Origin of the sequence: Kribbella rubisoli (assembly GCF_004217145.1) — a bacterium.
Taxonomy (GTDB): domain Bacteria; phylum Actinomycetota; class Actinomycetes; order Propionibacteriales; family Kribbellaceae; genus Kribbella; species Kribbella rubisoli.
On record NZ_SHKR01000014.1, the window covers coordinates 81,015 to 99,516 of the forward strand.

Annotated in this window: 16 protein-coding genes; 5 read left to right on the forward strand and 11 right to left on the reverse strand. The window is 68.3% G+C overall.

Features of this window, described 5'->3' with window-relative positions:
- Positions 1-10 precede the first annotated feature (10 nt).
- Positions 11-262, reverse strand: coding sequence for a hypothetical protein (locus EV645_RS26000; protein WP_130446640.1), 252 nt, complete (start codon positions 260-262; stop codon positions 11-13).
- 103 nt (positions 263-365) lie between these two features.
- Complete coding sequence (ilvD, locus tag EV645_RS26005; protein ID WP_130446641.1) at positions 366-2,216, reverse strand: dihydroxy-acid dehydratase; 1,851 nt, start codon at positions 2,214-2,216, stop codon at positions 366-368.
- Between the two features lie 135 nt (positions 2,217-2,351).
- Here ilvD and EV645_RS26010 point away from each other — a divergent pair, with 135 nt between their 5' ends.
- From EV645_RS26010 to EV645_RS26025, 4 genes are all read left to right on the forward strand, one after another.
- On the forward strand, positions 2,352-3,194 hold the full coding sequence (locus EV645_RS26010) for an AraC family transcriptional regulator (protein WP_198681865.1): 843 nt from the start codon (positions 2,352-2,354) through the stop codon (positions 3,192-3,194).
- Entirely contained in the window at positions 3,191-3,616 is a 426-nt protein-coding gene (locus EV645_RS26015) for a VOC family protein (protein WP_130446642.1), read from the forward strand. Before EV645_RS26010 ends, EV645_RS26015 begins: the two co-directional genes overlap by 4 nt.
- 59 nt (positions 3,617-3,675) lie before the next feature.
- Positions 3,676-5,508 (forward strand): DNA helicase RecQ, encoded by a 1,833-nt coding sequence (recQ, locus tag EV645_RS26020; protein WP_130446643.1) that lies wholly within the window; start codon positions 3,676-3,678, stop codon positions 5,506-5,508.
- Between the two features lie 81 nt (positions 5,509-5,589).
- Positions 5,590-6,162 carry a dihydrofolate reductase family protein gene (locus tag EV645_RS26025; RefSeq protein WP_130446644.1) on the forward strand — a complete coding sequence of 191 codons (573 nt, stop codon included), beginning with the start codon at positions 5,590-5,592 and terminating at the stop codon, positions 6,160-6,162.
- On the opposite strand, the gene EV645_RS26030 is transcribed toward EV645_RS26025, so the two are convergent.
- Both EV645_RS26030 and EV645_RS26035 read right to left on the reverse strand, forming a co-directional pair.
- The gene (locus EV645_RS26030) at positions 6,159-7,313 is read right to left on the reverse strand and encodes a serine hydrolase domain-containing protein (RefSeq protein ID WP_157997154.1); all 1,155 of its coding nucleotides are present in this window, start codon (positions 7,311-7,313) and stop codon (positions 6,159-6,161) included. The genes EV645_RS26025 and EV645_RS26030 overlap by 4 nt on opposite strands.
- Positions 7,314-7,344: 31 nt before the next feature.
- Positions 7,345-8,214 carry a LysR family transcriptional regulator gene (locus EV645_RS26035; RefSeq protein WP_130446646.1) on the reverse strand — a complete coding sequence of 290 codons (870 nt, stop codon included), beginning with the start codon at positions 8,212-8,214 and terminating at the stop codon, positions 7,345-7,347.
- Between the two features lie 100 nt (positions 8,215-8,314).
- Between EV645_RS26035 and EV645_RS26040 the strand changes: the two genes are divergently transcribed.
- Positions 8,315-9,016, forward strand: a complete 702-nt coding sequence (locus EV645_RS26040; RefSeq protein WP_130446647.1) for an SDR family oxidoreductase — start codon at positions 8,315-8,317, stop codon at positions 9,014-9,016.
- 1 nt (position 9,017) lies between these two features.
- Here the strand turns inward: EV645_RS26040 and EV645_RS26045 are convergent, their stop codons facing one another.
- The 7 genes from EV645_RS26045 to EV645_RS26075 form a co-directional block, all read right to left on the reverse strand.
- Entirely contained in the window at positions 9,018-9,389 is a 372-nt protein-coding gene (locus EV645_RS26045) for a VOC family protein (RefSeq protein ID WP_130446648.1), read from the reverse strand.
- 34 nt (positions 9,390-9,423) lie between these two features.
- Positions 9,424-10,677, reverse strand: a complete 1,254-nt coding sequence (locus EV645_RS26050; protein WP_130446649.1) for an amidohydrolase — start codon at positions 10,675-10,677, stop codon at positions 9,424-9,426.
- 76 nt (positions 10,678-10,753) lie between these two features.
- Complete coding sequence (locus EV645_RS26055) at positions 10,754-12,574, reverse strand: DUF3352 domain-containing protein (RefSeq protein WP_130446650.1); 1,821 nt, start codon at positions 12,572-12,574, stop codon at positions 10,754-10,756.
- Between the two features lie 48 nt (positions 12,575-12,622).
- Positions 12,623-13,249, reverse strand: coding sequence for a hypothetical protein (locus EV645_RS26060; RefSeq protein ID WP_242000661.1), 627 nt, complete (start codon positions 13,247-13,249; stop codon positions 12,623-12,625).
- 33 nt (positions 13,250-13,282) lie between these two features.
- Positions 13,283-16,831, reverse strand: coding sequence for a DNA polymerase III subunit alpha (gene dnaE, locus EV645_RS26065; protein WP_130446651.1), 3,549 nt, complete (start codon positions 16,829-16,831; stop codon positions 13,283-13,285).
- Positions 16,832-16,936: 105 nt separating this feature from the next.
- Entirely contained in the window at positions 16,937-17,587 is a 651-nt protein-coding gene (locus EV645_RS26070; protein WP_130446652.1) for a DUF998 domain-containing protein, read from the reverse strand.
- On the reverse strand, positions 17,584-18,489 hold the full coding sequence (locus tag EV645_RS26075; protein WP_130447282.1) for an RluA family pseudouridine synthase: 906 nt from the start codon (positions 18,487-18,489) through the stop codon (positions 17,584-17,586). The genes EV645_RS26070 and EV645_RS26075 overlap by 4 nt, the downstream gene beginning before the upstream one ends.
- Positions 18,490-18,502: the final 13 nt, after the last annotated feature.

Sequence of the window (18,502 nt, forward strand, 5' to 3'; positions counted from 1 at the left end):
CCCCGGCCTCTCACTCGTGCCAGTCGGAGTCGTCGGCACAGATCTGGCCGTTGCCGCAGTTCGACCACGACGCGGATCGCAGCATCAGGTCCCGTTCGAACCCGTCCGTCTTCAGGCCGAAGCCCTCCTGGACGCTGCGTTCCCACTCCGACAGCCGCTCCGGCGTCACCGGCTCGAAGCTCGTCGGCTGGAACATGAACACGGCCGGCTTGCGCCCCTCGTCGAGCGCAGCACGGAATCGTTCCTCCCGCTCGTCCCCCATGACCCCTCCCCAGGTCAGGCATCCCCTGGCGACCAAGCTACGCCTGGCCGCCGTTCCGCCACAATGCGTCAGTGCGGATACTGCCGGGAAGTTGCGCAGGGCATCAGCCCAGCTTGGAGACGTCCCGGACGGCGCCGCGGTCGGCGCTGGTCGCCATCGCGGCGTACGCACGAAGGGCCGCGGAGACCTTCCGCTCGCGGTTCTTGGGCGCGTAGACGCCGTTCAGCGCGTCGCGGCGGGCGGTCAGCTCGGCCTCGTCGACCAGGAGCTCGATGGAGCGGTTCGGGATGTCGATGCGGATCTGGTCGCCGTCGTGGACCAGCGCGATCGTCCCGCCCGCCGCCGCCTCGGGTGAGGCGTGGCCGATCGAGAGCCCCGACGTACCGCCGGAGAAGCGGCCGTCGGTGATCAGCGCGCAGACCTTGCCGAGACCGCGGCCCTTCAGGTACGAGGTCGGGTACAGCATCTCCTGCATGCCCGGACCGCCCTTCGGGCCCTCGTACCGGATCACGACCACGTCGCCGGGCTGGATCTGCTTGGCCAGGATCTTCTCGACGGCCTGCTCCTGCGACTCGCACACCACCGCGGGACCCTCGAACGTCCAGATCGACTCGTCCACGCCGGCCGTCTTCACGACACAGCCGTCGACGGCCAGGTTGCCCTTCAGTACTGCGAGACCGCCGTCCTTGGAGTAGGCGTGCTCGAGGTCGCGGATGCACCCGCCGGCCGCGTCGGTGTCGAGGGTGTCCCAGCGCTCCGACTGCGAGAAGGCAGTTGCCGACCGCACGCACCCCGGCGCCGCGTGCCACAGCTCGACCGCCTCCGGCGACGGCGAACCGCCGCGCAGGTCCCACGTCTTCAGCCACTCGTCGATCGAGTCGCTGTGCACGGTGTGGATGTTCTCGTTCAGCAGGCCGGCACGGTGCAGTTCACCGAGGATGGCGGGGATGCCGCCGGCGCGGTGCACGTCCTCCATGTAGTACGTGCCGCCCGGGGCGACGTTCGGCGCGACCTTGGCCAGGCACGGGACCCGGCGCGAGACCGCGTTGATGTCGTCGAGGTCGAAGCCGACCTCGGCCTCCTGCGCGGCCGCGAGCAGGTGCAGGATCGTGTTGGTCGATCCGCCCATCGCGATGTCCAGCGCCATCGCGTTCCCGAAGGCTTCCTTGGTCGCGATGTTGCGCGGAAGCACGGTCGCGTCGTCGTTGTCGTAGTACCGCTTGGTGATCTGTACGACGGTCTCGCCGGCCTTCTCGTACAGCGCGCGGCGGGCGGTGTGGGTCGCGAGCACGGACCCGTTGCCCGGCAGCGAGAGGCCGATCGCCTCGGTCAGGCAGTTCATCGAGTTCGCGGTGAACATGCCCGAACACGAACCGCAGGTCGGGCAGGCGTTCTCCTCGATCCGCAGGATGTCGGCGTCGGAGACGTTCTCGTTGACGGCCTCGGACATCGCGTCGATCAGGTCGAGCTTGCGGACCGTGCCGTCGACCAGCGTGGCCCGGCCGGCCTCCATCGGGCCGCCGGAGACGAACACGGTCGGGATGTTCAGCCGGAGCGCGGCATTCAGCATGCCGGGGGTGATCTTGTCGCAGTTCGAGATGCAGACCAGCGCGTCCGCGCAGTGCGCCTCGACCATGTACTCGACCGAGTCCGCGATCAGGTCCCGCGACGGCAGGCTGTAGAGCATGCCGCCGTGGCCCATCGCGATCCCGTCGTCGACGGCGATCGTGTTGAACTCGCGGGCGATGCCGCCGGCCGCGTGGATGGCCTCGGAGACGATCCGGCCGACCGGTGCGAGGTGGGTGTGGCCGGGGACGAACTCGGTGAAGCTGTTCGCCACCGCGATGATCGGCTTGCCGAAGTCCTCGCGGGCTACCCCGGAGGCCTGCATGAGCGCGCGGGCGCCCGCCATGTTGCGGCCGTGGGTGACGGTACGGGACCTCAGAGCAGGCACGACGACATCTCCTCGCAGTAGAACGACGCTATTGATGTTGCCACGCCCGTCCGGATGGCGGTACGCGGGTCCCGGATCGTGGAGTGGCTGATGCTGTGAACCGATTCTGTCCGAGGCTGGATCTAGCCTGAGTTCATGGCAGGGATGGAGCACCGCACGAGGCAGGTGCACCCTGCCCTGCGGCCCTATGTCGGCGACCTCGTCGGCTACGCGTCGTACGGGTATCCGCCGGAGCTGCACCGCGGTCTGCCGTCACGCTTCATGACGATCGTCATCACGCTGGACGAGCCGCTCGGCGTCGCCTGGCCGGGCCTGCCGGTCGACAAGTACGACGCGCTCGCCGGCGGACTGCACTCCACCGCGGTGCACATCGGCCAGACCGACAGCCGGGCCGGCGTGCAGGTCTCGCTCACTCCCCCGGCGGCCCGCGAGCTGCTCGGGCTGCCACCGGGTCAGCTGGCATCGATCGTGGTCGGTCTCGACGAAGTGTTCGGCCGGTCGGCGCATGAGCTGACCGAGCAGCTGCGCGAGGAGCCGAGCTGGGACAGACGATTCGACCTGATCGAGCGCTTGCTGCTCGAGCAACTCGGTCAACGCAACGCGGGCACTGCCCAGCCGGAGGTCGGCTGGGCCTGGCGGCGGCTCTGCGCATCGCGCGGAGCGATCGGCATCCAGGAGCTCGCGACCGAGGTCGGCTGGAGCCGACGACATCTCACCGACCGCTTCACCCGAGAGCTCGGTCTCGCGCCCAAGGTCGCCGCTCGCGTACTGCGTTTCGAACGCGTCACCAGACACCTCCGCCAACACCCGAGGACCCGGCTTGCCGATCTGTCCGCTGCGGCGGGATATGCCGACCAGGCGCACCTGACCCGTGAGTTCCAGGCGATCGCGGGTTGCTCGCCGCGGCAATGGATGACCGAGGAACTCCCAAACCTTCAAGACTTCACCCCTGCCGAGGCGCGAGTCTCGAAGGTATGAACACAGTGACAGAGAAAAATGTGATCGGAGTCTGGCCCGGGCTGCACTATCGGGACGGCCAAGCAGCGCTGAAGTTCCTCACTGAAGGCCTCGGCTTCACCGTCGTCGCGTCGTACCCGGGCGCCGCGGAGGGCTCGATCGCCCACGCCGAACTGTCCTGGCCGACCGGCGGCGGGATCATGCTGGGCTCGGCCGACGCGAAGGCCGAGCCGGACGAGTTCACCGCGCTGACCGACCAGCGTCAGTCGGTCTATCTCGTGCATGCCGATCCCGACAGCCTGATCGGTCGCGCGATCGGCGCGGGCGCGGTCGTCGTCCGCGGTCTTGAGGACACGGACTACGGATCGCGCGGGTTCACCGTCCGCGATTTCGAGGGCAATCTGTGGAGCGTCGGCACGTATGCCGGCGAAATCGCCCGGTAATCCACAGGCTGCGGGGATGGAGTCGGCATCCGTCGGTGGATCTCATTAGACTCGCCGGGGTGAGCGAGACAACCGGACTGCCTGACTCCGAAGCCCTGCAAGTGCTGCGGCGCGTCTTCGGGTACGACGCCTTTCGCGGTCAGCAGGCCGAGATCATCGACACCGTGGTCGCGGGCGGCGACGCGCTGGTGCTGATGCCGACCGGTGGCGGGAAGTCGCTGTGCTACCAGATCCCCGCGCTGGTTCGGTCCGGCGTCGGGGTGGTGATCTCACCGCTGATCGCGTTGATGCAGGACCAGGTCGACGCGCTCACCGCTCTCGGCGTGCGCGCCGGATTCCTCAACTCCACGCAGGACTTCGACCAGCGGCGCGAGGTCGAGCAGGCGTTCCTCGCCGGCGAGCTCGACCTGCTGTATCTCGCGCCCGAGCGCCTGCGGGTCGACGCGACCGTGCGGCTGCTCGACCAGGGCAAGATCGCGTTGTTCGCGATCGACGAAGCGCACTGTGTGTCGCAGTGGGGACACGACTTCCGGCCCGACTACCTGATGCTGTCCGAGTTGCACGAGCGCTGGCCCGACGTGCCGCGGATCGCGTTGACCGCGACGGCGACGGAGGCGACGCACAAGGAGATCGCGACCCGGCTCAACCTGTCCGAGGCCAAGCATTTCGTCGCGAGCTTCGACCGGCCGAACATCCAGTACCGGATCGTTCCGAAGGACAGTCCGCAGCGGCAACTGCTCGACCTGCTGCGGACCGAGCACGCCGGCGACGCGGGCATCGTGTACTGCCTGTCCCGCAACAGCGTCGAGAAGACCGCGACTTTCCTGACCCAGAACGGGATCGAGGCCGTGCCGTACCACGCCGGCCTCGACAGCCGGACCCGCGCGGAGAACCAGTCGCGGTTCCTTCGTGAGGACGGGCTGGTGGTCGTTGCGACGATCGCGTTCGGGATGGGGATCGACAAGCCGGACGTCCGGTTCGTCGCGCATCTCGATCTGCCGAAGTCGGTCGAGGGCTACTACCAGGAGACCGGCCGCGCCGGCCGGGACGGACTACCGTCGACGGCCTGGCTCGCGTACGGCCTGCAGGACGTCGTGCAGCAGCGGAAGATGATCGACACGTCCGAGGGCGACCTCGCGCATCGACGCCGGCTCGGTTCGCACCTCGACGCGATGCTCGCGTTGTGCGAGACCGTGGAATGCCGGCGGTCGCAGTTGCTTGCGTACTTCGGACAGCACGGCGAGACCTGCGGGAACTGCGACACCTGCCTGACGCCGCCCGAGTCCTGGGACGGGACGATCGCGGCGCAGAAGCTGCTGTCGACGGTGTACCGGCTGCAGCACGAGCGCGGGCAGAAGTTCGGCGCCGGGCAACTGGTCGACATCCTGCTCGGCAAGGAGACCGACAAGGTCAAGCAGTTCCGGCACCAGGAGCTGACCGTGTTCGGGATCGGCACCGAGTTGAAGGACACCGAGTGGCGCGGGGTGGTCCGGCAGTTGCTGGCGCTGCGGTTGCTGGCCGTCGAGGGTGATTACGGCACGCTCGTGCTGACCGAGGAGAGCGGCGAGGTGCTCGGTCGGCGGCGTGAGGTGATGATGCGTCGCGAGCCCGAGCGGGTCCGCTCGTCGTCCAGGTCGTCCGGCGGGAAGAAGGCGGCGGTCGACCTTGCCCCGGAGGCGGCGCCGGTCTTCGAGCGGTTGCGCGCCTGGCGCGGCGCGGTGGCGAAGGAGCAGGGCGTTCCGGCGTACGTGATCTTCCACGACGCGACGCTGCGGCAGATCGCGACCGACCTGCCGTCGTCGCTGGCCGAGCTGGGCCGGATCAGCGGCGTCGGCGAGAACAAGCTGGCCAAGTACGGGGACGGCGTTCTGGAGACACTCGCCGCGGACTGATGTCGAATCCGGGCGGTTCTCTTCGACGCGAAGGCAGAGAGGGCGCGGATCAGCCGCGCCGTCGAGCTAAGGAGAACGCTCATGTCTTCAGCTGTCTTGTTGATGTCGATGTCCGCCGACGGGTACATCGCCGGCCCGAATGACGGCGTGGGGAACCCGGGCGGCGACGAGTTCATGCGGCTGCATCAGTGGTACCTGACCGAGGACGGCGACGTCGGCCGGCCCGCGGGCGAGGCCGCTGTGATCTGGGACGAGCTGCAGGCGACCGGCGCGATCGTGGTCGGCCGTCGGACCGGCGAGCAGGTCGACTTCTACGGCGGCGACCACCACGGCGTGCCGATCTTTGTGGTCACCAGCGACCCGACCGCGACCTCGCCGTACGAGAAGGTCACGTTCGTGAGCGATGTCGAGACCGCGATCGCCCGGGCGAAGGAAGCTGCCGGTGACAAGGATGTGCTGGTGCACGGCGCGGTCACCGGCCAGACGGCGCTGGCGGCCGGCGTACTCGACGAACTGCAGATCGACCAGGTGCCGGTGCTGTTCGGCGGCGGCATGCGGCTGTTCGACGTACTGCCAGAACGCATCGAGCTCGAGATCGCGCGCGTGATCGACACCCCGCAGGCAACCCACATCCGCTACCGCGTCCGCCGCTAACTCAGCAGCGGCTGCACAGCTCTCGTCAGCTCACGCATCGTGCGGTCGACGTTCCTCCCGCCGTCGGCGAGGATCAGGGCGATAGAGATCCTCTTCGCGGGAATCACGATCAGCAGACTTGTGTGATCCGGCATGTCACCGCGGTGACCGTAAGCGTCCCCGATCCCGAACTGCTGGGTGAACCGCATCGTCCCGAGCCCGTACTCGCCGTCGCCCTTGGTCATCACACCGACCAGGTCCGGTGGGAGTACGCGGCCGCCGTACAGCTGGTAGCCCCAGCGCGCGACCGTCGGGGCATCGGCAGCCAGTCCGCCGTACGCGGCGGCGGCGCTCGCGAACGCGCGGCACGGGAGGTACCCGTCGGGCGGGCCACAGGATTCGTTGTCGTCGACCGCCACCGGCGGTTGCGGTTTCTCTCCGTCCTGGAACGCCGCGTGCCGCAGTCCGGCCGGCGTTGCCAGGTCGCGCCGCAGCACGGTCGCAAGCGGCTCGCCCCTGATCTCCTCGATCAACATGCCCAGCAACGCGTAGCTGGGATTGCTGTAACTGAACGAGCCGTCCGGCGCGCCGATCTTCGTCGTGTAGAAGTCCAACGACTGTGCGAGCGTCCAGTGCTTGCCCGGCGCTGCGGCGATCGCCTTGTCCAGGCTGCCAAAGTCGACCGACTGGAAGTCGGGCACGCCCGATGTCATCGACAGGTGCTGTCGCACGGTCGCATCGTTGGCCGTGAACTTGTTGTTCACGTACCGCGAGAGCGGCAGGTCAAGGTTGAGCTTGCCCTCCTGCGCGATCAGCATCACCTCCGCCGCGATGAAGGTCTTGGTGATGCTGGCGACGGCCATGGCCGTGTCCGCGCGCAGCGGCGTACCGCGGATGTCTGTCCCGACCGCACCTGACCACGCCCAATGATCTGTGACGACGGCCGCGGTGGCTCCTCGTGAACCGGACGGGCTGTCGGGGAACTCGACGATCTTCGCGAGAGCATCTTGCAGCGTCTTGGCCTTCGCCGGCTCGAGGGCCTGCGTTCCCGGGTCCGGAAAGATGTTTGCGGACGCAGACGCAGCCGTGTCCGGCGCGGGTGTCGGTACGTCTCCCCCACCAGAGCACCCGACCAACGCCAGCAACAGCAGGGCGGTTGCGCTCCACCTCACCGTTCGATCATGCCACCGAATCTTCCCGGCGCTAAGGCGTCCACGCCACCTGCGGCGCGATCGCGGCGAAGTCGTGGATCAGGCGGGAACGGCGCGACGAGACCCAGGCCAGGCAGACGGCGTTGAGCGCGAGGTCATCGACCGGGACCGCGACGACGTCGGAGCGCTGGTAGAAGGTGGCCACGGACAGCGGGATGATCGAGATGCCGCGGCCGGCGGCGACGTGTTCGAGTTTCTCCTCGACGCTGCGCATCACCGGGATCGGCTTCGCCGTCCGGGTGCGAAGTTCAAGTGCGATGTCGCGCCATTCCGGTACGGCGTCCGGGTCCTGCAGCAGGTGCTCGTCGGCGAGGTCGGTGATGTCGATGACGGGCTTGCCGGCGAGGCGGTGATCGGACGGGAGCATCGCGACCCGCGGCTCCTCGAACAGCGGGCGTACGGTCAGCCCGGCCTGGTCGATCGGCAGCCGGACGATGCTCACGTCGACCCGCCCGTCCTGCAGTACGTCGACCTGGTCGTTCCAGGTGGTCCGGATCAGCTCGACCTCGATGTCGGGGTGCCTCGCGCCGAACGCCCGGACCGCTTCGGTCACGGTGAGGCCCGGCATGAAGCCGATCGTGAACGTCTTCGACCCTCGCGCCGCTCGGGCCACTCGCCGACGCGTCGCATCCGCCGCGGACAGCAGCGGGCGCGCATCGTCGAGCAGTTGCCGCCCGGCCGGGGTCAGCTCGGTGGCACGCTTGGTGCGCGCGAACAGCTGGGCCCTGAGCTCGTCCTCAAGCGCCCGGATCTGCCGGGACAGCACCGGCTGGGCGATGTGCAGCCGCTCCGCCGCCCGGCCGAAATGCAGTTCCTCGGCGACGGCCACGAAGTACCGGAGCTTGCGGAGATCGAGGTCCATAATACCTTCAGGGTATTACAGCGGCCGGAACAGGTCTTGGACGGCGGCTACCCGACGACCGCATCGTGGAAAGGAATCCCCCACCACGAAAGGTCTTGTCATGACCCTGCAGAACCAGCGCGTCGTCGTCCTCGGCGGTACGTCGGGTATCGGCCTCGCCACCGCCGCACTCGCCTCCGACCACGGCGCGACCGTGATCGTTGCCTCAAGCAACGCTGAGTCGGTGAAGCGGGCGCTCGAATCGCTTCCGGACTCCGCGTCCGGTGAAGCCGTCGACCTCACCGACTCCGCTGCCGTGAAGGCCTTCTTCGACGGGATCGAGCCCTTCGACCACTTGGTGTTCACGGCCGGCGAAGCGCTGACGTTGCTCGAGATCGACTCGCTCGACCTCGACAAAGCCCGGCAGGCTTTCGAGCTGCGCTACTTCGCCGCGTTGGGCGCGGTCAGCGCGGCCGCAGCCAAGATCCGGCCGGGCGGTTCCGTCGTACTCACCACCGGAGCCGCCGGCGATCGTCCGGGACCGGGCTGGTCGGTCGCCGCAAGCATCTGCGGCGCCATCGACTCCGCCGTACGGGCGCTTGCACTCGAGCTCGCGCCGATCCGCGTCAACGCCGTCAAACCAGGCGTCGTCCGTACGCCGTTGTGGCGCGGCGGTCTCGACTACGACGAGACCGCCCGCCACCTGCCCGTCCAACGCGTCGGCGAGCCCGAGGACATCGCGTCGGCGTACGTCTACCTGATGAACCAGCCCTACTCGACCGGCTCGATCGTCTCGGTCGACGGCGGCCACGTCCTCGTCTGAGTCAGACCTCGGAGATGTAGAGCCGATTTCCGTCCTGGTCGCGAAGGCTGAACATCGGCGGGATGCCGGGCCACTCGAGGAGCTCGTCAGTGTCCACACCGGCGTCGAGGAAGTGCTGGTGGGCGGCCTTCGCATCCGGGCTGCCCATCCGGATGCCGGTGTCGACGCCGGCCGGGTTGCCGTCCGACGCCGGTACGAGCGCGATACTCGCCGACGAGCCGGCCGGCGCGACGACGATCCAGCGGCCGCCGAGCTGTGGGAGCGGAGCATCCATCAGGACCTCGAAGCCCAGGGTCTCGGTGTAGAACGCGACCGCCCGGTCCTGGTCGGTCACCGGTACGCCGACGGTCCGGATCTCGCTGATGTGATTCATGGTTCTTCTCCTTCTCGTGAAGAGGTGCTTTCACTCAGGAGGTAGAACCCGATCCCGGCATTTCGACATCACCCGGCAAAGAATTCAGCCAGTAACGAGCGGCGGTGACGAGTGCGTCGACGCCGACCTCGATCGTCGGGCTGGGAACGGGGTGGTAGTGCGGAGAGTGGTTGGACGGCAGGCCGGCCACAACCCGGATGATCTGCTCCATCGACTCGGCACCGGCGAACTCTGCCGGGTCTGCCCCACCTAGCAGCCAGTAGACGATCGGCACGTCGACGGCCTGGGCGAGAATGCCGACGTCCTCGCTGCCCGTGATCAGGCCCGGGTCGACCACCCGTCCGGCACCGACGACCGACTCCAGCACCTGCTGCGTCCGCACGGTGGCCGCATCATCGTTGACCACGGCAGGGACGGCCTCGAGCCGCTCGACGGTCGGGGGTCGCGGCGCACCGGCAGCCTGCGCTTCCGCGGCAACGATGCGCTCGATCGCTGCGAGCACCCTGTTGCGAACCTGCTCGGTGTAGCTGCGGACACTCAGCAGCAACTCGGCGGTGTCGGGGATGATGTTGGCCTTCGTGCCGGCGTTGATCGCACCGACCGTCAGTACGGCGGTGTCGTTGCCGGCCACCTCGCGGGAAACCACGGTGTGCAGGCGGACGGTGGTCGTCGCCGCGAGCAGGACCGGGTCGACCGTCGCCTCCGGGCGGGAGCCGTGACCGCCGACGCCGAACAGGGTGACCCGCAGGGTGTCGGCCGAGGCGAACGACGGCCCGGGCCGCAATCCCAATGTGCCTGCCGGGATCGGGGCCACGTGCTGGCCGAGAACGATGTCGGGCTTCGGCACCTTCTCGTACAGGCCGTCGTCGACCATGTCCTGAGCGCCGGCGCCGATCTCCTCGGCAGGCTGGAACACGACCACCAGCGTCCCGCGCCAGGCATTACGGTCGGCCGCGAGCTCGACCGCAGCGCCCAGGAGGCAGGTGACGTGCATGTCGTGGCCGCAGGCGTGCATAACGCCGTCGACTGTGCTCGCGTACGGCAAGCCAGTTTCTTCGGCGACCGGCAAGGCGTCCATGTCGGCCCGCAGCAGCACTGTCGGCCCGTCGCCCTGACTCAGCACCCCGGCGACACCGGCTCCCCCGACGCCCTCGTGCACGTCGAAGCCCTGTTCGCGCAACCAGCCCGCGACGATCCCCGCCGTACGGTGCTCGTCTCCGGACAGCTCCGGGTGGGCGTGCAGATCCTCGTAGGTCGACCGCAACCGTGCTGCCAGGTCCCCGTCCATAACCGCACACTAGACGATCACGAACAAGCCCCGGGCCGTCCACCTGCGGACGGCCCGGGGCATTTTCAGGCAGTGGCTACTTCGCGACGACCCGCAGGCTGAACTCGGCCTGCCCGTCGCCGGTCGAGCGGGTGACGATGCCGGCCGAGCGGAGCGCGGCCAGGTCCTTGTCGTCCGCGAACCGCTGGCTGACCGCGCCCGCCGCCTCGAAATCGACGTACCCGATCATCAGGGCGCCCTTGGTGTCCGGCAGCGCCTGCTTGAAGTTGTCCGTCCCACCGAGGTTGCCGCCCTGCAGCACCTGGTCGGCGTACTCCTTGCTGGTCGAGACCACCAGCGTGTCGTCGTCCTTCGCGGTCTCGATCGGGATGTTGGCCGACGAACGCTGCCGCAGCAGCGACGTCAGCTTCTGCACCACCGGCTCGGCCTTCGCCGGGTCGGTCTCCATCCGGGCCGCGATCTTCGGCCCGTTCGCGGTGTCCTTGTCCATCGCGACCGCGAGGTTCTTACCGGCCAGGCTCTTCAGGTCGTCCGGCAGGTTCAGGCCGGTCTCCTCGGCGATCCGGTCGAGCATCGGCTTGAGGTTCTCGCCGCCCGCCTTCTGCACCTGCTGCCACGCGGTGTCGATCAGGTTGTCGCCACCGGAGATCGCGATCGCGCCGGCCGTGCTGTCCGGCAGCTTCGAGATCAGGTCGGCGGCGTCGGCGCCCGAGTTCACCTTGATGGACTTGTCGCCCTGGCCGATCCCCTTGAGCTCGACGTACGACGCGTCGAACCGGAGCGCGACCGCTGTCGTGGCGTCGCCGAGGCCGGCGATCTGGCCGGAGTCGACCTTGCCGGTGATCGAGGCGATCCCCTTCACGTCCGCCCAGCCCGACAGGAAGCCCTGCTCGCCGAGCTTGTCCATGTCCGCGCTGAACTTCGCGTTCTTGGTCAGCGGGTTGCTCTTGGCGGTCGCGACAGCCGAGTCGACGGTCGCCTGGTCGTCGGAGAGCAGCATGTACCCGTCGCTGAACGCGCGACCGGGCTTCTTGTCCTCGTTCGCTAGCAGCTTGTCCATGCCCTTGTTCGCGGCGTCCTGGTTCTTCACCTGGACCGCGACCACGACAGTCGGCTCACGCTTGCCGTCGGCCGGCGGAAGCGCGGCGACACCGGCCCGGTCGCCGAGCCACGGCTTGATGTCCTTGTCGTAGTCGACGTCGGCGAGGTCGTCGCCGGAGGACTTCTTGATCTGCTCGAACAGCTTCTGCCGGAGATCGTCCGTGTCGCCGGTCAGGCCGAGCTTGTCCTTCACCGACGGGAACTTCATCATGAACCGGATCGCCGCGACCTTCTGGCCAGCGGACGGGTTCAGGTCGACCCGGGCGTACGCAACTGCGGTGCCCGGCAGGACGTCGGCCGGCTGCTTACCACCGGCAAGCTTGCCGTAGGCAAAGATTCCGCCGCCGGCCACGACCAGGACCATCGCGAGGGCGGCGATGATCGGGATCACCTTGCCGCGCTTCTTCTTCGGCTCCGGCTGCCACTGCGGCTGTCCGCCGTAGCCAGGACCCTGCGGCGGCTGTCCGCCGACGTGCATCTGCTCGTACGACGCCTGTCCCGGCTGACCATACTGCGGACCGGCCTGGCCGTACTGCTGGCCCTGCTGCGGGCCGCCGTACTGCGGCTGGCCCTGCTGCGGGTGCTGCTGGTAACCGGGCTGCTGCTGGTACCCCGGCTGCTGTCCGTACTGCGGCGCCTGCTGCGGCCCGGGCCGCTGCACCTGCTGCGGCGGAACCGGCGGCCGGCCCTGCTGCGGCCAAGGGTTCTGGCCGGGCTGCTGGCCGGGCGGCGGACCGTACTGCGGACCGCCGGTGCCTGGGTACTGCGGGCTGGGGGGTTGGTTCTGGTCGGACATAAGCTCCCTCGCTGGCTCCGGTGGCCTCACCCGCCGGACCTGCAAAGGCTAGTGGACCGGTGGCGCAGGGTCTGACGCAGGAGGTTGCGAAGTGGTTGCAACCGGACTAACAGGGTCCGCGCGCCAGGTCGCGGCCGCGATCACGGCGCACGCCAGCGCCGCGCCGACCAGCCAGGCTGCCGCCGGTGTCCAGGTATGCAACTCGAGCGGAGCCGCCACCAGATCACCCGGCCGGGCGGCCTGCAGCCGCGGCTCGATCGCGTCGTGGCCGAGCAGCATGCCGACGCCCCAGCAGATGCCGGAACCCAAGCAGGCGCCGAGGGCAACAATCGCCACCGACCACGGACCGTAGTTCCGCAGCCACCAGAACAGCGCACCGCCGAGCACCAGCGCAGTGAGGAATCCGATCGCGGTGAACGTCCCGTCCGGCCCGAAGATGCGGGTCATCTGCTCCTCGCCCAGCGCACCGCCCTGCTCGTCCACGGTGTACTGCGCGAGCGGCGAGAACTCCTGCCACGCCCAGCCGGCCACCACGCCGGCCACGAGGAACACCGCGACCGTCACCAGCACGGCCTTCGCCCACGGCAGCGGGCGATCCTCCACCGGCGGCGCACCGAACGGATTGCTCGACGGCGGCGCCACGTACGGCGAAGGCTGAGACGACTCTTGACTCACGTCGACAGTGTGCCGCATCGGTTCCAGCGCCGATCAGCTGGCCAGGCAGGACGGGCCGAGGAGCGCCTTCAGGTCGGCCATCAGCGAGGCCGTCGGCGTGACCCGGTACTGATCCGCGATCCGCCAGATCTCGGTCTTCTGCCGCGCCTGCAGCTTGAGCTGCACCTCGGTCATCCCCGGATGTGACTTCAGCACGTCCCGCAGTTGCGTAACGACCGGCGGCGTGCACCGGTTGGCTGCCATCGTGATCACGACCGGGCCGCTCGGGCCCTCGGTGAGGTCGGGAACGACGACTTCGTCACCGCTCAGCTCGAGCCGGTCCTCGCGGCGGCGCACCCGGCCCTTCATCAGGATGATCGCGTCGTTGGTGAGCAGGTGGGCGTGCAACTGGTACGCCGAGGAGAACATCATCACCTCGATCGAACCTTCGAGGTCCTCGATGGTGACGATCGCGTAGATGTCGCCGCGCTTGTTCACCTTCCGCTGGACCGCGGTCACCAGGCCGCCGATCGTGACCCGGCTGCCGTCCGGACGGTCCTCGTCGGCGAGCAGCTGACCGATCGTGCAGTCGCTGCCGTTGGTGAGCACGTGCTCGACGCCGAACAGCGGGTGGTCAGACACATACAGCCCCAGCATGTCGCGCTCGTGCGCGAGCTTGGTCGCCTTGTCCCACTCCTCGATCTCGGGGACGGTGACGGTCAGGCGGCTGTTGCCCTCGCCCTCGTCGGCCTCGTCGTCGCCCATCGAGAACAGGTCGAACTGGCCGTGTGCTTCGTTGCGCTTGAGGTCGATGGCTTCGTCGACGGCCTGCTCGTGCACCGCGACGACGGCCCGGCGCGCATGGCTCATCGAGTCGAACGAACCGGCCTTGGCCAGCGACTCGATCACGCGCTTGTTGCAGACCGGCAGCGACACCTTGTCGATGAAGTCGACGAAGTCGGTGAACCGCCCCTTCTCCTCGCGGGCCACGACGATCTCGGCGACCACGTTCACGCCGACGTTGCGGATCGCGGACAGGCCGAAGCGGATGTCGGTGCCGACCGGGGTGAAGTTCGAGTCGGACTCGTTGACGTCCGGCGGCAGCACCTTGATGCCCATCCGGCGGCACTCGTTCAGGTAGATGGCCATCTTGTCCTTGTCGTCCTTCACGGACGTCAGAACAGCGGCCATGTACTCCGCCGGGTAGTTCGCCTTCATGTAGGCGGTCCAGTACGAAACCAGGCCGTACGCCGCGGAGTGTGCCTTGTTGAACGCGTAGTCGGAGAACGGCAGCAGGATGTCCCACAGCGCCTTGATCGACGCCTCGGAGTACCCGTTCGCCTTCATGCCCTCCGAGAAGCCGACGTACTCGGCGTCGAGGACCTCACGCTTCTTCTTGCCCATCGCGCGGCGGAGCAGGTCCGCCTTGCCGAGCGAGTAGCCGGCCAGGCGCTGGGCGATCTCCATCACCTGCTCCTGATACACGATCAGGCCGTAGGTGACACCCAGCACCGGCTCGAGCGGCTCGGCGAGCTCGGGGTGCGGGTAACTGATCTCCTGCGCGCCGTTCTTGCGCAGCGCGTAGTTGGTGTGGCTGTTCGCGCCCATCGGGCCTGGCCGGTACAGCGCGGTACTCGCGGAGATGTCCTCGAAGTTGTCCGGCTTCATCAGCCGCAACAGCGCCCGCATCGGGCCGCCGTCGAACTGGAAGACGCCGAGCGTGTCACCGCGGGCGAGCAGGTCGTACGTCGGTTTGTCGTCGAGGTCCTTGCTCAGCTTGTCGAGGTCGACCGTGATGCCGTGCGCGGCCTCGATGTTCTTGACCGCGTCGTCCATGATCGTCAGGTTGCGCAGGCCGAGGAAGTCCATCTTGACCAGGCCGAGCGTCTCGCAGCTCGGGTAGTCGAACTGCGTGATGACCTGACCGTCCTGGTCGCGGCGCATGATCGGAATCAGCTCGATCAGCGGCTCGCTGGACATGATCACGCCGGCCGCGTGCACACCCCACTGGCGCTTCAGGTTCTCCAGGCCGCGGGCGGTGTCGACGATCTTGCGGACGTCCTGGTCGCCCTCGTACAGAGTGCGGAACTCGCCGGCCTCGGAGTACCGCTTGTGCTGCGGGTCGAAGATGCCGGACAGCGGCACGTCCTTGCCCATCACCGCCGGCGGCATCGCCTTGGTGATCCGGTCGCCCATCGCGAACGGGTAGTCCAGCACCCGGCCGGCGTCCTTGATCGCCTGCTTGGCCTTGATGGTTCCGTAGGTGACGATCATCGCGACCCGGTCGTCGCCGTACTTCTCGGTGACGTAGCGGATCACCTCGGGGCGGCGACGGTCGTCGAAGTCGATGTCGAAGTCGGGCATCGACATACGTTCCGGGTTCAGGAACCGCTCGAAGAACAGACCGTGCAGCAGCGGGTCCAGGTCGGTGATCTTCATCGCGTACGCGCACATCGAACCGGCGCCGGAGCCACGGCCCGGGCCGACCCGGATGCCGTTCGCCTTCGCCCAGTTGATGAAGTCGGCGACGACGAGGAAGTAGCCGGCGTACCCCTTCGAGACGATGACCTCGAGCTCGTAGTCGGTGCGCTTGCGGACGTCGTCCGGGATGCCCTCGGGATAGCGGTGGTGCAGACCGGTCTCGACCTCGGCGACGAACCAGGACTCCTCGTTGTGACCCTCCGGGCAGGGGAAGCGCGGCATGAACCGGCCCTCGCCCTCGGTGAAGCCGACCTCGCACTGCTCGGCGATCAGCAGCGTGTTGTCACAGGCCTCCGGGAAGTCCTTCCAGACCTCGCGCATCTCGGCGGCCGTCTTGACGTAGAACTCGTTCGCGTCGAACTTGAACCGGTTCGGGTCGGACAGCGTCGAGCCGGACTGGACGCACAGCAGCGCGGCGTGGGCGGTCGAGTCCTCGGGCTTGGTGTAGTGCAGGTCGTTGGTCGCGACCAGCGGGAGTCCGAGCTCCTTGGCCAGCTTCAGCAGGTCCTTCTGGATGTCCCGCTCGATGCCGAGGCCGTGGTCCATCAGCTCGCAGTAGAAGTTCTCCTTGCCGAAGATGTCGCGGAACTCCGCGGCGGCCTCGACGGCCTGCTTGTACTGCCCGAGGCGAAGCCGGGTCTGTACCTCGCCGGACGGGCAGCCGGTGGTCGCGATCAGTCCCTGGCCGTAGGTGTTCAGCAGGTCGCGGTCCATCCGGGGCTTGAAGTAGTAGCCCTCGAGGCTGGCCAGCGAGCTCATCTTGAACAGGTTGTGCATGCCGGAGGTGTTCTTCGCCAGCAGCGTCATGTGCGTGTACGCACCCGAGCCGGAGACGTCGTCACGGCCGGAGTTCGCGTCGCCCCACTTGACCCGCTTGCGCTCCGAGCGGTGGGTGTGCGGCGTCAGGTACGCCTCGACGCCGATGATCGGCTTGACGTCGTACTTCTTCGCGGTCTTCCAGAACTCGTACGCCCCGAACACGTAGCCGTGGTCGGTCGTCGCGATCGCCGGCTGCCCCATCTCCTGGGCCGTTTTGAACAACTCGTCGATCCGCGCGGCGCCGTCCAGCATCGAGTACTCGGTGTGCACATGAAGATGCACGAAACTGTCGCTGGACCCCATATCGGCGCGGACCTCCCAGGGCGTAAGTGAGCGTGACTGAAGCAGCCTAGTTCGCCCCTCAGACACTTTCCGAACGGGCTCTCCGACGAGTCCCCAACCCGCCCGCTATCCGGTCAGTCTCAGCACTCGTACGGCGAGCGGCACGACGCACAACGAGACCAGAAAGAGCGCGAACCGCTGGGCCAGACCCTGGACCGCGGTGCCGCCGGTGAACACCGTCACGGCCAGCGCGGCGGTGATGACGGAGCCGGCGATCCGGGTCCGGCCGGCCAGGTCGCGCCAGGCGTCGATCATGCGCATCCGGCGGGAGAGCAGGAACGGCGCGATGACCGTCGCCACGCCGGCGACGACGTACGACGCGAGGTGCACCTTCGCGTGCCATGAGTCGAAGGACGCGGTCGACACACAGCGGGCGTCCGCGTCGCGGCAGTCGAGGCGGAAGAAGGCGTCGCTGAGGTTGTCCCAGCCGGCCAGCGACAAGGCAACCAACCAGGCGCCGGCGGATTCGCGGCCGTCGGCGGTGCGCAGGGCCGGGCGCAGTACAAGAAGTGCGAACGCGATCGTGAGGACACCGGCGATACCGAGGCTGAGGCGGGCCAAGGTCGCATGGTGGGCGGTGAGCGCCGCCAGGTCGCTGATGTCGTGGCGGGCGGCGTCGTACCCGTGGCCCTCGATCGCGCCGCCGACGAGCGTGCCGACGATGAAGACTCCCTGCGCGACGATGGTGGCGATCGTCAGCGCCCGGCGGGCCCTCATGTGTCGACGAGCAGGTCCAGGGCTTGGTCCAGGTCGGCCGGGTACTCCGAGGTGAACTCGACGTACTCGCCGGTGCCGGGGTGGGTGAAGCCGAGGCGCATGGCGTGCAGCCACTGGCGGTTGAGGCCGAGGCGTTCGGCCAGCACCGGGTCGGCGCCGTACGTGAGGTCGCCGCAGCACGGGTGGCCGATCGCGGACATGTGCACGCGGATCTGATGGGTGCGGCCGGTCTCGAGGGTGATCTCGAGCAGCGTCGCGTACCGGAACGCCTCGAGGGTCTCGTAGTGGGTGACGCTCGGCTTGCCGCCCGCCACCACGCCGAACTTGTAGTCGTGGTGCGGGTGCCGGTCGATCGGCGCATCCACGGTGCCGGTGAACGGGTCAGGGTGACCCTGCACCAGCGCGTGGTAGATCTTCTTGACCGTCCGCTCCTTGAAGGCCCGCTTCAGGACGGTGTACGCGTACTCCGTCTTGGCGACGACCATCAGCCCGGACGTGCCGACGTCGAGCCGGTGCACGATGCCCTTGCGCTCGGCCGCGCCGCTCGTGGAGATGTTGAAGCCCGCGCCGGCCAGATGACCGATCACGGTCGGGCCGGTCCACCCGGGCGACGGGTGTGCGGCGACCCCGACCGGCTTGTCGACGACGACGATCTCATCGTCGTCGTACACGATCCGCAGGTTGTCCACGGTCTCCGGCACGACGGTCACCTCGGACGGCGGCGCCGGCAGCTCGACATCGAGCATCACGCCGGCCGCGACCCGCGAGGACTTCGGCGCCGGCGAGCCGTCGACCTGGACCAGGCCGGACTCGATCATCTCGACCGCCTTGGTCCGGGACACCCCGAACAGCCGGGACAGCGCCGCGTCGAGCCGCTCCCCCGCGAGACCGTCCGGCACCATCACGGTCCGCGAC

Bases quoted from the DNA above. Each gene is read 5' to 3' on its own strand.
- EV645_RS26000 (WP_130446640.1), bottom strand. From the start codon at position 262: ATGGGGGACGAGCGGGAGGAACGATTCCGTGCTGCGCTCGACGAGGGG.
- EV645_RS26010 (WP_198681865.1), top strand. From the start codon at position 2,352: ATGGCAGGGATGGAGCACCGCACGAGGCAGGTGCACCCTGCCCTGCGG.
- EV645_RS26015 (WP_130446642.1), top strand. From the start codon at position 3,191: ATGAACACAGTGACAGAGAAAAATGTGATCGGAGTCTGGCCCGGGCTG.
- EV645_RS26025 (WP_130446644.1), top strand. From the start codon at position 5,590: ATGTCTTCAGCTGTCTTGTTGATGTCGATGTCCGCCGACGGGTACATC.
- EV645_RS26035 (WP_130446646.1), bottom strand. From the start codon at position 8,214: ATGGACCTCGATCTCCGCAAGCTCCGGTACTTCGTGGCCGTCGCCGAG.
- EV645_RS26040 (WP_130446647.1), top strand. From the start codon at position 8,315: ATGACCCTGCAGAACCAGCGCGTCGTCGTCCTCGGCGGTACGTCGGGT.
- EV645_RS26045 (WP_130446648.1), bottom strand. From the start codon at position 9,389: ATGAATCACATCAGCGAGATCCGGACCGTCGGCGTACCGGTGACCGAC.
- EV645_RS26050 (WP_130446649.1), bottom strand. From the start codon at position 10,677: ATGGACGGGGACCTGGCAGCACGGTTGCGGTCGACCTACGAGGATCTG.
- EV645_RS26055 (WP_130446650.1), bottom strand. From the start codon at position 12,574: ATGTCCGACCAGAACCAACCCCCCAGCCCGCAGTACCCAGGCACCGGC.
- dnaE (WP_130446651.1), bottom strand. From the start codon at position 16,831: ATGGGGTCCAGCGACAGTTTCGTGCATCTTCATGTGCACACCGAGTAC.
- EV645_RS26070 (WP_130446652.1), bottom strand. From the start codon at position 17,587: ATGAGGGCCCGCCGGGCGCTGACGATCGCCACCATCGTCGCGCAGGGA.
- EV645_RS26075 (WP_130447282.1), bottom strand. From the start codon at position 18,489: ATGGTGCCGGACGGTCTCGCGGGGGAGCGGCTCGACGCGGCGCTGTCC.